At 39.9% G+C, this 12,531-nt stretch carries 13 protein-coding genes; 11 read left to right on the forward strand and 2 right to left on the reverse strand.

The window, feature by feature from the left end:
- Window positions 1-10 precede the first annotated feature (10 nt).
- The 8 genes from BUF13_RS11180 (at window position 11) to BUF13_RS11215 (ending at window position 7,970) form a co-directional block, all read left to right on the forward strand.
- The gene (locus tag BUF13_RS11180; protein WP_243839731.1) at window positions 11-1,246 is read left to right on the forward strand and encodes an anthranilate synthase component I family protein; all 1,236 of its coding nucleotides are present in this window, start codon (window positions 11-13) and stop codon (window positions 1,244-1,246) included.
- Window positions 1,236-2,348 (forward strand): DNA polymerase IV, encoded by a 1,113-nt coding sequence (dinB, locus tag BUF13_RS11185; protein WP_262710372.1) that lies wholly within the window; start codon window positions 1,236-1,238, stop codon window positions 2,346-2,348. The genes BUF13_RS11180 and dinB overlap by 11 nt, the downstream gene beginning before the upstream one ends.
- Window positions 2,349-2,425: 77 nt before the next feature.
- The gene (gene miaB / locus BUF13_RS11190) at window positions 2,426-3,904 is read left to right on the forward strand and encodes a tRNA (N6-isopentenyl adenosine(37)-C2)-methylthiotransferase MiaB (RefSeq protein WP_073571898.1); all 1,479 of its coding nucleotides are present in this window, start codon (window positions 2,426-2,428) and stop codon (window positions 3,902-3,904) included.
- The gene (locus BUF13_RS11195) at window positions 3,901-5,196 is read left to right on the forward strand and encodes a sigma-54 interaction domain-containing protein (protein ID WP_073571899.1); all 1,296 of its coding nucleotides are present in this window, start codon (window positions 3,901-3,903) and stop codon (window positions 5,194-5,196) included. Before miaB ends, BUF13_RS11195 begins: the two co-directional genes overlap by 4 nt.
- Window positions 5,180-5,719, forward strand: a complete 540-nt coding sequence (gene lptE, locus BUF13_RS11200; RefSeq protein ID WP_073571900.1) for an LPS assembly lipoprotein LptE — start codon at window positions 5,180-5,182, stop codon at window positions 5,717-5,719. The genes BUF13_RS11195 and lptE overlap by 17 nt, the downstream gene beginning before the upstream one ends.
- A gap of 31 nt (window positions 5,720-5,750) precedes the next feature.
- Window positions 5,751-6,515: a hypothetical protein gene (locus BUF13_RS11205; protein ID WP_073571901.1), complete on the forward strand. Its 765-nt coding sequence runs from the start codon at window positions 5,751-5,753 to the stop codon at window positions 6,513-6,515.
- 11 nt (window positions 6,516-6,526) lie between these two features.
- Window positions 6,527-6,889, forward strand: a complete 363-nt coding sequence (gene secG, locus BUF13_RS11210) for a preprotein translocase subunit SecG (protein WP_073571902.1) — start codon at window positions 6,527-6,529, stop codon at window positions 6,887-6,889.
- Window positions 6,890-7,040: 151 nt separating this feature from the next.
- Complete coding sequence (locus BUF13_RS11215) at window positions 7,041-7,970, forward strand: sterol desaturase family protein (protein ID WP_073571903.1); 930 nt, start codon at window positions 7,041-7,043, stop codon at window positions 7,968-7,970.
- A gap of 11 nt (window positions 7,971-7,981) precedes the next feature.
- Here BUF13_RS11215 and BUF13_RS11220 read toward each other — a convergent pair whose 3' ends face one another.
- On the reverse strand, window positions 7,982-8,692 hold the full coding sequence (locus BUF13_RS11220; RefSeq protein WP_073571904.1) for a hypothetical protein: 711 nt from the start codon (window positions 8,690-8,692) through the stop codon (window positions 7,982-7,984).
- A 219-nt stretch (window positions 8,693-8,911) separates the two neighbouring features.
- Between BUF13_RS11220 and BUF13_RS11225 the strand changes: the two genes are divergently transcribed.
- From BUF13_RS11225 to BUF13_RS11235, 3 genes are all read left to right on the forward strand, one after another.
- A complete protein-coding gene (locus BUF13_RS11225; protein ID WP_026954618.1) occupies window positions 8,912-9,190 on the forward strand; it encodes a co-chaperone GroES in 279 nt (92 codons plus the stop codon).
- A 37-nt stretch (window positions 9,191-9,227) separates the two neighbouring features.
- Window positions 9,228-10,856: a chaperonin GroEL gene (gene groL, locus BUF13_RS11230; protein WP_073571905.1), complete on the forward strand. Its 1,629-nt coding sequence runs from the start codon at window positions 9,228-9,230 to the stop codon at window positions 10,854-10,856.
- A 172-nt stretch (window positions 10,857-11,028) separates the two neighbouring features.
- Window positions 11,029-11,427 (forward strand): response regulator, encoded by a 399-nt coding sequence (locus BUF13_RS11235; RefSeq protein WP_073571906.1) that lies wholly within the window; start codon window positions 11,029-11,031, stop codon window positions 11,425-11,427.
- On the opposite strand, the gene BUF13_RS11240 is transcribed toward BUF13_RS11235, so the two are convergent.
- On the reverse strand, window positions 11,424-12,527 hold the full coding sequence (locus tag BUF13_RS11240; RefSeq protein WP_073571907.1) for a serine hydrolase domain-containing protein: 1,104 nt from the start codon (window positions 12,525-12,527) through the stop codon (window positions 11,424-11,426). The genes BUF13_RS11235 and BUF13_RS11240 overlap by 4 nt on opposite strands.
- Window positions 12,528-12,531: the final 4 nt, after the last annotated feature.

Raw genomic sequence — 12,531 nt, forward strand, 5'->3', positions numbered from 1 at the left:
TTTTTGCATTGTGAATTCTGAAACACATCAATATCAATTCAAAAACATAGGTGAAATCGAGCAAATCATCCAATGGATCAATCGAGAGTATTCTTTTTTATGTCTGACTTCTGGAAATGAACATCAGTATCCCCAAGGTACATTTCCAAACCAAATCCTGGCTGGCAACACTGCAATAGAAGCGGATGAACTTTGGACTTCAAAGGGGCAAAATATAGCAGGAATCATTTCATATGATTTTAAAAATCAATTGGAAAATCTCCAAAGTGAGAATCCAGCGTGGATCAATGTTCCAGACCTGACATTTTTTAAAAGTGAAATCAAAATACGTTGGGAGTCAGATTCCATTTTCTCCACTGTTGAAATTCCTGAGTCTGTATGGAAAGAAAAGGTGGCTCTATCTCAATCTGAAAAAGTCACAATTTCACCATTGACGAGCCGAGAATCCTATTTGGAGAATTTCAAAAAAGTCCAGAATGAAATTATAGAAGGCAACACATATGAAATGAATTATTGTATTTCCTTCGAAGGAAAAACTTCTCATTTTGATCCTATACTTGCATTTTTTGATTTGATGAAGCTTTCTCCAATGCCATTTTCAGCTCTCTTTAAGGCAAAATCCAAATACCTAATCTCAGCTTCTCCTGAAAGATTTTTGAAAAAGTCAGGTAATCAGTTGATTGCTCAACCCATCAAAGGAACTGCAAAAAGAGGTCATACTAATGATGAAGATGAAAGAAATAAATCTAACCTTCTTCATAGTGAAAAGGAGCAAGCCGAAAATTTAATGATCACGGATCTGATGAGAAATGATCTATCAAAAGTTTCAGAAACTGGCTCTGTAAATGTTCCAGAGCTTTTTGGAATTTATTCCTTCCCAAAAGTTCATCAGATGATCACCACAGTTTCATCACAATTAAAGACTAATACTACTTTTCGAGAAATCATTGAAGCCACTTTTCCAATGGGAAGCATGACGGGCGCTCCAAAAATCAAAACTATGGAAATCATTGATCAAATCGAAAACTTCACGAGAGGATGGTTTTCAGGCACTTTAATGCTTATAGATGAAAATGGAGATTTTGATTCCTCTGTCATCATTCGAAGTATCATCTCTGATTTAGAGAAAAATAAACTGTATTTTGGAGTTGGAAGTGCCATCACAATCGATGCTGATCCAAATGCTGAATACGAGGAATGTCTACTCAAGGCAAGTGCGATTTTAGAAGTTCTCAGTGGAAAATGAACAAGACCAACATAGCTCTCCTACCCGCAAAATCATCCATGTGGATATGGATGCTTTTTATGCGTCGGTAGAGCAATTGGACCATCCAGAATGGAGAGGAAAACCTTTGGTAGTTGGGGGAAATGCCGCCAGAGGCGTTGTAGCTGCAGCAAGCTATGAAGCTAGAAAATATGGTATCCACTCTGCAATGTCCTCAGTTTTAGCAGCTAGGAAATATCACCAATTGATTTTTGCCAAACCACGTTTTGACCGATACAAAGAACTTTCTCTCCAGATCCGGGAAATCTTTTATGAATACACCGATTTGGTTGAACCCTTGTCTTTGGATGAAGCTTTTTTGGATGTCACTGAAAACAAAATGGGTCTCAAATCCGCCATTTTGATTGCAAGGCAGATTCGAGAGAAAATCAAAATCAAAACCGGTCTGAATGCCTCAGCCGGAGTTAGCTACAATAAGTTTTTGGCAAAAACCGCTTCAGATCTCAACAAACCTAACGGGCAAGCAGTGATCCTGCCTGAGGAAGCAGAAGCTTTTTTAGAAAAATTACCCATCGGGAAATTCTTTGGAATCGGAAAAGTAACTGCCGAAAAGATGCAGAAACTGGGCATTCATAATGGCAAAGACCTTAAGGAATACTCCCTACAGTTCCTGACCAAGAAATTTGGCAAATCGGGTCTACACTATTTCAATATTGTCAGAGGAATCCATCTTTCCGAAGTCCAACCACACCGAATCAGAAAGTCATTGAGTGCTGAAAACACTTTTGAAAAAGATCTGATTACGCTAGCTGAATTGGAAGAGAATCTGCACCCTATTTTCAAGGAAGTTATTCGAAGACTGGAAAAATCAGGAATAAAAGGCCGAACAGTCACTCTTAAACTGAAATTCGCTGATTTCACACTTCAGACTCGAAGCAAAACTTTAGACCAATACCCAGACGAAAAAATAATCTGGGATTTGGCTTTGGAACTTTTACATCAAGAAACCATTCCAAAACCTGTACGTTTGCTAGGGCTGGGACTTTCCAACCTTAATATCACCGAGGAGCACGAACACTTTGGAGAGCAGCTCAAGATTCCTTTTGATTCACAAGTGAAATAGTCTGGAATATTTCCTGAAAGAATCTGCCATTTTGTCCGCTTTTTCTTAATTTCGCATCCCTAAGTTTGAAAACATTCATGGACAACTTGATTAAAGACATCGACATCATCAGCGGAGAAGAGGCGCAAGCAGTCGATTATAAAACCACTGTCGAGGAAAACACCGGCAAATCCAAAAAGATATACATAGAAAGCTATGGCTGTCAGATGAATTTTTCTGACTCAGAAATCGTGGCTTCTATCATGAAGGAAAACGGCTTTGATACTACCTCTGATTTTCAGCAGGCAGATGTCATTTTTCTAAATACTTGCTCTATCCGAGAAAAAGCTGAGCAAACAGTCAGAAAACGCCTTTCTGATTTCAACAGAGTCAAAAGATCGAAGCCAGAGATGACTATCGGGGTTTTGGGTTGTATGGCTGAGCGACTGAAGGACAAACTTTTGGAAGAAGAAAAAATAGTAGATGTGGTCGTAGGACCGGATGCTTACAGAGATCTTCCAAATTTGGTAAATGCTGCTGAAGATGGAAGAAAAGGGGTGAATACTTTCCTTTCCAGAGAAGAAACCTATGCAGATATTGCTCCGGTTCGTCTCAACTCCAATGGTATTACTGCTTTCATTTCCATCATGAGAGGATGCGACAATATGTGTTCTTTCTGCGTGGTACCTTTTACCAGAGGACGTGAAAGAAGCCGTGATCCACATTCGATCCTAGCAGAAGCTAAAGACCTTTTTGCAAGAGGATATAAAGAAGTAACTCTGTTGGGACAAAATGTAGACTCCTACAAGTGGTCTCCAGAAGAAAACAACAAAGCGAGATTGAACAAAAAGGAGGATGTAACTTCCTCAATTGTCAACTTTGCAAACCTATTAGAAATGGTGGCTCAAGTAAGCCCGCTTTTACGAGTTAGGTTCTCCACTTCTCATCCGAAAGACATTACAGATGAGGTATTGTATACTATGAAAAAGTATGACAATATCTGCAAATACATTCACCTACCGGTCCAATCTGGAAACAGTCGAGTACTGGATTTGATGAACAGAACTTATGACCGTGAATGGTATTTGAATCGTGTTCGTGCTATTCGTGAAATCTTAGGCGAAAAATGTGGCATCTCTTCCGATATGATTGCTGGCTTCTGTACAGAAACTGAAGAAGAACATCAGGACACCTTGACTTTGATGGATATTGTGAAGTATGACTTCTCTTATATGTTCTTCTACTCTGAGCGACCAGGAACTCTGGCTGCCAAGAAATTTGAAGATGATATTCCTTTGGATGTTAAAAAACGTCGATTGGCTGAAATCATCGAGAAGCAAAGTCAGCTTTCCTATGAAAGAAATCAATTGGATCTTGGACAAGAGCAGATCATCTTGATCGAAGGAACTTCCAAAAAATCACAAGACGAGCTCAAAGGAAGAAACTCTGCCAACAAAGTAGTGATCGTTCCATCTGCAGGCTTGAAAATGGGAGATTATGTCAAAGTAAAAATCACCGAGTGTACTCCGGCTACTCTTTTCGGAGAAATTCTTGAGATCAATCCAGCAATGGCATGATTACACCACAAGAAATTCATAGCGTCAAACTACGGTTTGGGATCATAGGTAATAGCCCACTCCTCAACCATGCGATTCAGGTAGCCATGCAAGCTGCACCCACAGACATGACGGTTTTGATTACCGGTGAAAGTGGTAGTGGTAAGGAAAGCTTTTCCAAAATCATCCATTCACTTTCCTTGAGAAAGCATGGTAAATTTATCGCCATTAACTGCGGGGCAATTCCTGAAGGAACAATAGATTCCGAGCTTTTTGGTCATGAAAAAGGTTCCTTTACTGGAGCTCATGAAGCCAGAAAGGGCTACTTCGAGGTAACAGATGGAGGCTCTATTTTCCTGGATGAAATCGGTGAAATGCCCTTGGGAACACAAGCTCGTTTACTTCGAGTATTGGAAAATGGGGAATTCATCAAAGTAGGTTCTTCCAAAGTTCAAAAGACAAATGTGCGTGTTATCACTGCGACCAATGTTAATTTGATCAAGGCGGTAGAAAAAGGAAAATTCAGAGAAGACCTTTATTATCGATTAAATACAGTTCCGATTTTCGTCCCTCCTTTGCGAGAACGCGGAGAGGATATGGTTTTGCTTTTTAGAAAATTCACCTCTGATTTTTCGGAGCGTTATCATGTAAAACCTATTTCATTGGACGAAGGAGCTCAAAATTTGTTAATGAGGTATCCTTTCCCTGGAAATATCCGTCAGCTTAAAAACATTGCGGAGCAAATTTCCCTTTTGGAACAGGAAAGAGAAGTAGATGCACAGACGCTTTCCAAGTATCTTCCAAATGATAATTCCAGATTACCTATGGCTATTTCTGGAAATACCCAGAAGTCCGAAGGAACTGATTTTTCTGAAAGGGATCTACTTTACAAAGTCCTTTTTGATATGAAAAAGGACATGAATGAGTTAAAAAAATTGGTTTTGGAATCCTATCAGAATGGAGGATTGAACCAAAGCATCATTCAAAAGCATAGTGGATTGTTTGAGGATATGGAGAGTAATTTTACTCCTTCAGAAACTCAAGAAAGCAGTCCAAACTATTCGGTTCCTTTGGTTTTAGAATCTCAAAAATCAAGTTCACCTATAGATGAACATGATTATGAGGATGAAACGATTGAGGACATTATTCACGAAGAGGATGACAATTCACTTTCTTTGGAGAAAAAAGAAAAGGAAATGATCCTTCGAGCGTTAAGAAAGCATAACAATAAGCGCAAGTATGCAGCGAGTGACTTGGGGATCTCCGAGAGAACTCTGTATAGAAAAATCAAGCAATATGAAATCGACCAATAAGGGATTTATTTGGCTTTTTGGACTGATTTTCTTGTTGTTCCAAAGCTGTTCTGTGAAGTATAGCTTTACGGGAACCAATATCAATTATGACATCGTCAAGACCTTTTCGGTAGACAATTTCTTCAATGACTCTGGAAATGGCCCTGCCAATATGCAGCAGACATTTACCGAAGCCTTAAAAGAATACTATCAAAGGAATACGCAGCTGGAGTTGATTAGAACCAATGGAGATCTCCAGTTTTCTGGAGCTATCAAAAACTATAGGTTAACCCCTCAAGCGGCAGTTTCCAGTGGAAGTTCGACAGTGGCAGATCGGGCCGGTTTGATGAGATTGACCATTTCTGTCGAGGTAGATTATATCAATACGACCAATGAGGAAGAGAATTTGAAACAGTCTTTTTCCTTTTTCCAGGATTATGACCCAAGAACCACTACCCTATTGGATGTAGAGAGTCAATTGATTGATGAGATATTCAAAAACATCCTACAGGATGTATTCACAGCAACTGTAGCTAATTGGTAAATTTTCTCTATTTTCACCCAAAAGCCTAAAAGTGAACGCCAGCCAATTTCAAGAAATACTCAAGAAAGCTGACACTCTGGAAAAGAGTGATATTCTGCAATTGAAAAAGGTGCAGGAGAACTTCCCCTATTTCCAGATCCCTCATGTGTTGATCGCCAAATATGAGTTTCAGAAAAAAACGAATTTGGCAGCTTCTTCCTTAGGCTGGGCAGCAATCACCAGCCCAGACAGGATTTGGCTAAAAAAACTAGTAGAGCAAGAGGTAAGCAATTCTGCAACCTCTCCAGCAGAGGATTTACTTCCTGAAGATCAACCGGAGAAACCAAGCCAAGCTAGCAGAACTCAATCCTTGAAGGTTTTGGGAGAGCAGCTGAAAGGCAACAAAACTGAGGAACCAGAGAAAAAGGTAGAGGAAAAGCCAGAACCACCTAAACCTAAAAGACGAACTCGAAGAGCAAGTGCTGGAGATGATCTGATTGAGACTATCAAAAAGCGTGAGAAGAAAACAATCGTCGACTCCAAGAAAAAAGAGCAAATTGATCTCATCAAAGCCTTCAGTAAAAAATCGATTAAACTTGCGACGATCAAAGAAATTGAAGCAAATCAAAATACAGAAAATCTAGCAGCAAATAGTACCCAAATCAATGACAACCTGATTTCTGAATCCTACGCTAAACTCCTCTTGAAGCAAAACAAGAAGGATAAAGCGATTGAAATTTATGAAAAATTGGGCTTGAAGTTTCCGGATAAAAAGACTTACTTTGCGGACTTGATTGAAAACTTGAAAAATTCTTAATTACTAAATATATGTTTACCCTATTAATCACCATCATTCTAATTCTAGCTGTGTTGTTGATCCTAGTGATCCTAGGTCAAAACTCAAAAGGTGGCGTTGGAGCAGCTTTCGGTGGTAGCGCATCCCAAATCATGGGAGTAACTCGTACAGGAAATGTACTTGAAAAAGCAACTTGGATTCTTGCAATTTCTATCTTGGTTCTTTCTTTGGCATCTTCTGCATTCTATTCAGGAAGCCAGCCAAACCAATTCTCTTCACCAAACATTGATAGTGCAAAACAACAAGTCGTAGCACCTGCATTTGGTGAACCTGCTGGAGAAAGTGTACTTCCTACCGAAACTGAAGCTACTCCAGAAGATACAACTGGAAACTAATTCAAGGTTTTTTAGACCTTTTAAGAATAAATATTAAGTCCGCCTTCGCAAGGCGGACTTTTTTGTTTAGTTTGGCAATTAAAGGATTCTTTTTTGCGGATTACAAATCGCCCGTTTAAGAAAATCTGCACCTCAAACCAAACACAACTATATGAACAACCAACCGCTCCGGCTGGAGGACCTTAACCTAGAAACCTGGCCAAATTTGATTTTATGGGCAGCACCTGTCATGTTTTTGCTGGTCTTTGTGGAATGGGGGATCTCTTGGTACCAAAAAAGAGATGCTTATAATACCAAAGACTTCTTTGCTGCAACTACCATTGGTTTGGTAAACGTTGGAATTTCCGCCATGATTAAGCTAGCTACTTTTGGCTCAGCTTTGTTTTTTTATAACATCTCCCCTTTCAAAATCCCACCAACATGGTGGTCTTTCGTACTATGCTTCATTGCGATTGATTTTGCTAGATATTGGGCTCACAGAGTGGCTCATGAGCAAAGATTCTGGTGGGCCACACACATTACCCATCACAATTCTGAGAAGTACAATCTTTCTGTTTCATTCCGTTTGGGATGGACACAGCATATCAAGATTATTTTCTTCTTCCCTGTGATGTTTATGGGATTTGATCCTTATGTATTCTTCATCTGCCATCAAATCGCAGTATTGTACCAATTCTGGATTCATACCGAATACATCAAAAAGCTTCATCCAGTAGTAGAATACATTTTCACTACTCCTTCACACCATAGAGTTCATCACGCGAGTGATGAGCATTACTTGGACAAAAATTATGGCTCTACGTTCATCATTTGGGACAGAATGTTCGGAACCTTTATGCCTGAAGGAGAAAGACCAACTTATGGTATCACTAAGCCAGTGACATCATACAATCCTGTCTATTTGGTGTTCCACGAATGGAGAGATATTTTCAAAGATATCGCACAAGCAAAAAGCGGAAAAGAGGTTTGGAGAATATTATTTGACAAACCTGGGGCAGAGGTAATTGCCAATCGCGTCAAAAAAGAACAGAGGGAAGAACCTCACATCGAAAAAGAGAAAGAATTAGCGGAGGCCGGGTAGGCCTCCTTTTTTTATGCCTTCACATGCTGTAGAAGCAATCTTTTACTAATAGGAACCAACGTTTCATCTATAGGAAATGAATGTTGACTATGTAGCCTCCATGTTGCGGGATTGGGCAATTCCTTCACTTCTTTTACTAAATCTAATTTGAGGGCCTCCAAGGTTTTGACAAGTGTCTTTTGAAAGACTCCAATCAACCAAAGTGAAACACTCCTAAACTTTTCTCCTGCAAACTGGAGCAAACCCGACTTATACCGAAAGGCATGCACATCCGAAGATTGTTCTCTAGTCAGAAACACAAATCCTTCCCGATTATATAATGGCTGTATTCCCACTGGTTCAAACTCCACTTGTTCCTCCACATAATCATAAATGGTCCTACCCTCTCGGATCTGCTTTTCTATTTTTGGCAGAGCAAAATCTGTAATCTGATTGATTTCCTCGATTAGGTTACCTTCTTTTTCGAGTGGTTGGAAATGCAGCTTTGCTTGATCCAAATCTACATTTGAAAGCGCTTTTGGAAACATATCCGAAAGTTTCTTTTTCCCTGACTTGAATTCATTCAGGTTCCGATGGTGCTCAATGAGCTCACCCAAACTAGGGTAAAGTTTGGCAGCTTGAAAATGTCTGTTGGTTTCTTGTAGGTAGGCCAGAAGCTGATACTTCTTGTACTCAAAATCTATCAGTCCTTCTGTCACCCAATTTTTGGAAAGTGTTCTCATAGGTTTGTTGGCTTTACGAAAAAATACAAATTTCTGTCAGTAAATCCATCGGCATTTGAAATTTTGGCAGACTTATACGCATGAAAAATTGTGAGTTAGCAAAGACAACTGACAAGATGTAGTCGATTTGTCAGTCTTTTAAAATAAACTGTACTTGGCACAAGAATCGCTCAAGGAGGAATGTAGAATTTTAAACTAACCTTTAAACAATTTCATATTATGTCAAACGTGAACATCAAGCCTCTTGCGGACAGAGTTCTAGTACAACCTGCAGCTGCTGAAGAGAAAACCGCTTCCGGTCTTTACATTCCGGATACTGCCAAAGAGAAGCCTCAAAGAGGAACTGTCGTAGCAGTTGGCAATGGTAAAAAAGATGAGCCCTTGACTGTAAAAGTTGGAGACACAGTTTTGTACGGAAAGTATTCCGGTACTGAATTGAGCGTGGACGGAGCAGATTACCTAATCATGAGAGAATCTGACATTTTCGCGATCCTTTAATTAATCACCAAAACATTAACCTAAAAAAATCAAGAAAATGGCTAAAGAACTATTTTTCGATACAGATGCTAGAGACCGTCTGAAAAAAGGCGTTGACGCACTAGCAGACGCAGTAAAAGTAACCCTTGGACCTAAGGGAAGAAACGTAATCATCGACAAAAAATTCGGTGCTCCTACCATTACCAAAGATGGTGTTTCCGTAGCGAAAGAAATCGAATTGGAGGAACCAATCGAGAACATGGGTGCACAGTTGGTAAAAGAAGTAGCTTCCAAAACTGCAGACAATGCAGGTGACGGTACTACTACTGCTACCGTTTTGGCTCAGTCTATCTTCAACGTAGGTATCAAAAACGTTGCTGCTGGTGCTAACCCAATGGACTTGAAAAGAGGTATCGACAAGGCTGTTGCAGCTGTAGTTGGACAATTGAGAGATAACTCTAAAGAAATCTCTACTTCTAAAGAAATCGCTCAAGTAGCGACTGTTTCCGCTAACAACGACGAAGAAATCGGTAACATGATTTCTGACGCAATGGATAAAGTAGGAAAAGACGGTGTAATCACTGTAGAAGAAGCAAAAGGTACTGAAACTGAAGTAAAAACTGTAGAAGGTATGCAGTTTGACAGAGGTTACCTTTCTCCATACTTCGTAACCAATACTGAGAAAATGGAAGCTGAGCTAGACGCTCCTTACATTTTGATCTACGACAAGAAGATTTCTTCTATGAAAGAACTTCTTCCGGTATTGGAGCCAGTTGCTCAGACCGGTAAGCCTTTAGTGATCATCGCTGAAGATGTAGACGGTGAAGCTTTGGCTACTTTGGTAGTAAACAAAATCAGAGGTGCTCTGAAAGTTGCTGCTGTGAAAGCTCCAGGTTTCGGTGATAGAAGAAAAGCTATGTTGGAAGACATCGCAATCTTGACTGGCGGAACAGTAATCTCTGAAGAAAGAGGATTCAAATTAGAGAATGCTACCGTAGACATGTTAGGTAGAGCAGAAAAAATCAACATCGACAAAGACAACACTACTGTTGTTAACGGTGCTGGTGATGCAGCCGCTATCAAAGGTAGAATCGCTGAGATCAAGTCTCAAATCGAAAAAACTACTTCTGACTATGACAGAGAGAAGCTTCAAGAGAGATTGGCTAAGCTTTCTGGCGGTGTAGCTATCCTTTATATCGGTGCTGCTACTGAAGTAGAAATGAAAGAAAAGAAAGACCGCGTAGATGATGCTTTGCATGCTACTAGAGCTGCTGTACAAGAAGGTGTAGTAGTCGGTGGTGGTGTTGCTTTGATCAGAGCTGCTGAGGCTTTGGCAGATCTTAAAGGATCTAACGAAGATCAGGATACCGGTATCAATATCATCAGACAAGCTATCGAATCTCCTTTGAGAACAATCGTATTGAATGCAGGTGGTGAGCCTTCTGTAGTGATCAATAAGATCAGAGAAAACCAAGGAAACTTCGGCTACAATGCTAGAATCGACGAGTACGAAGATCTATTCGCAGCAGGTGTAATTGACCCTACTAAAGTGACTAGATTGGCATTGGAAAATGCTGCATCCATCGCTTCACTTCTATTGACTACCGAGTGTGTGGTAGCTGATGTAAAAGAAGACGCTCCAGCTATGCCTCCAATGGGAGGTGGCGGAATGGGTGGAATGATGTAATCCAAATCCCCATTTATGAAAAAGGAGGCTTTAGAGCCTCCTTTTTTTATTCCCCTCATTCTGAGGACAAGTTTTCCCCTAATTGAAAAAATGATTCCAAACTTTTTTCTTGGACTCGGAATAATTGTATTTTGCTTTGAATACATTCAAAATGCGCACTTTTAAAAATTAAATGATCCAATTCGATTCAATTTTTCTTGTGGATGACGATCCGATCAATAATTTGATCAATAAGCGACTATTGGGAAAAGTAGGAATTGCTGAGAATATTTACGAATTCTTGGAAGGATCAGAAGCTTTAAAAAATTTAGAACTGGCTCTAACACCCCATGAAGTCTTAATATTCTTGGATATTAATATGCCAGTCATGAACGGCTGGGAATTTTTGGATGCCTACATGGAAAAGTACCCTGAAAGAAAAGACAAAATTGTCATACTCTCCAGTTCCATTGACTTTCAGGACCGTCAGAAAGCTTTAGAATATGAAGTCGTATTAGGCTTTTTAGAAAAGCCCTTAACAATGGATAAAATCCATCAACAGGTTACCGAATTTTTAGAAAAGGGAATTTAAGGCTGAATAACCGGCGCTAATTTATCCCACATTTGTCGGATCAATAAAAAAGGAATCGTAGTCGAATCCGAAGCACCTCCCATTCGAACTACCACCAAATTTTCCGAAGGTACCACCATCAAGAATTGTCCATTCTTACCCATAGCCTGGTACATATCAATAGGCCCATTTTGGATCAAAGAACCAGAAAGGCTTTTTTCAACTCCCGGAAGCATAAATGACTTTTGACCATTCAACCAAGTCAAATAGCCATAGCTCGGATTTAGATTCTGAGACGACTTTACCATTTGGTCAAAAAAGCTGCCCTCCCATATTTGCTCGCCATTCCATCTTCCCTTAGACAAGAGTAAAATTCCAAAACGAGCCATAGATCTTGGAGAGCTGTAAAAGACATTGTTTTGTCCAGCCTTTTGCCAAAACCCTTTCATCCCAATCTTATCACCAATTCGGGATTTGAAATAGGACTGATATGTCTCACCAGAAGCTTTTTCCAAGAGTTTTTCAAGGACTGTATAAGTTCCATTATGATAACTCCACCTGGTACCCGGTTTAGTCAAAAACTTAAAGGAGGAAGGGCTGGTATCATCTAGGTTCATGACATCATTATCAATTCCAGTAGTCATTGTCAAGTGGTGCACTATTCGAATCTTTTTTTCCTCTTTTGCAGACATAGATGTCCATCCATTTCCCAAGTACTTCTGGGTCTTATCTTTGATTTTAAGCAGTTTTTCATTTTCTGCGATGCCAATCATCGCTGCTGTGAGGGTTTTGCCAGCTGAAGCCCAATACCAGAAAGACTCCGGGTCCATTGGTCCCAAACCTGTCAATTTTCCTCCCCAATATTCCTCTACTACAATTTTCCCATCTTTTAAAATCAAAAAACCTCTTGTATCAGTTTCAGAAAGCCAGGAAAGAAACTCGCCCATCTTTTGCTGATCAAAACCCGCTTCCGACTGAGACATCTTTTCCCATTCCTGCGAATCATTGGGTGGGAAATAGATAGAATTCCCAGAAGATGATCCTTGAGCCGAGAGATGAAAAGAGGAAAAAAAAGCCCCGATGAATATCAGGGCTTTCAAAAAACTAGCAGCTTTATTCATGCTA

Source organism: Algoriphagus zhangzhouensis (assembly GCF_900148515.1).
In the GTDB taxonomy this organism is placed as follows: domain Bacteria; phylum Bacteroidota; class Bacteroidia; order Cytophagales; family Cyclobacteriaceae; genus Algoriphagus; species Algoriphagus zhangzhouensis.

Excerpts from the sequence above, each read along its gene's own strand:
- miaB (WP_073571898.1), top strand. The coding sequence starts at position 2,426 with ATGGACAACTTGATTAAAGACATCGACATCATCAGCGGAGAAGAGGCG.
- BUF13_RS11195 (WP_073571899.1), top strand. The coding sequence starts at position 3,901 with ATGATTACACCACAAGAAATTCATAGCGTCAAACTACGGTTTGGGATC.
- lptE (WP_073571900.1), top strand. The coding sequence starts at position 5,180 with ATGAAATCGACCAATAAGGGATTTATTTGGCTTTTTGGACTGATTTTC.
- secG (WP_073571902.1), top strand. The coding sequence starts at position 6,527 with ATGTTTACCCTATTAATCACCATCATTCTAATTCTAGCTGTGTTGTTG.
- BUF13_RS11215 (WP_073571903.1), top strand. The coding sequence starts at position 7,041 with ATGAACAACCAACCGCTCCGGCTGGAGGACCTTAACCTAGAAACCTGG.
- BUF13_RS11220 (WP_073571904.1), bottom strand. The coding sequence starts at position 8,692 with ATGAGAACACTTTCCAAAAATTGGGTGACAGAAGGACTGATAGATTTT.
- BUF13_RS11225 (WP_026954618.1), top strand. The coding sequence starts at position 8,912 with ATGTCAAACGTGAACATCAAGCCTCTTGCGGACAGAGTTCTAGTACAA.
- groL (WP_073571905.1), top strand. The coding sequence starts at position 9,228 with ATGGCTAAAGAACTATTTTTCGATACAGATGCTAGAGACCGTCTGAAA.
- BUF13_RS11235 (WP_073571906.1), top strand. The coding sequence starts at position 11,029 with ATGATCCAATTCGATTCAATTTTTCTTGTGGATGACGATCCGATCAAT.
- BUF13_RS11240 (WP_073571907.1), bottom strand. The coding sequence starts at position 12,527 with ATGAATAAAGCTGCTAGTTTTTTGAAAGCCCTGATATTCATCGGGGCT.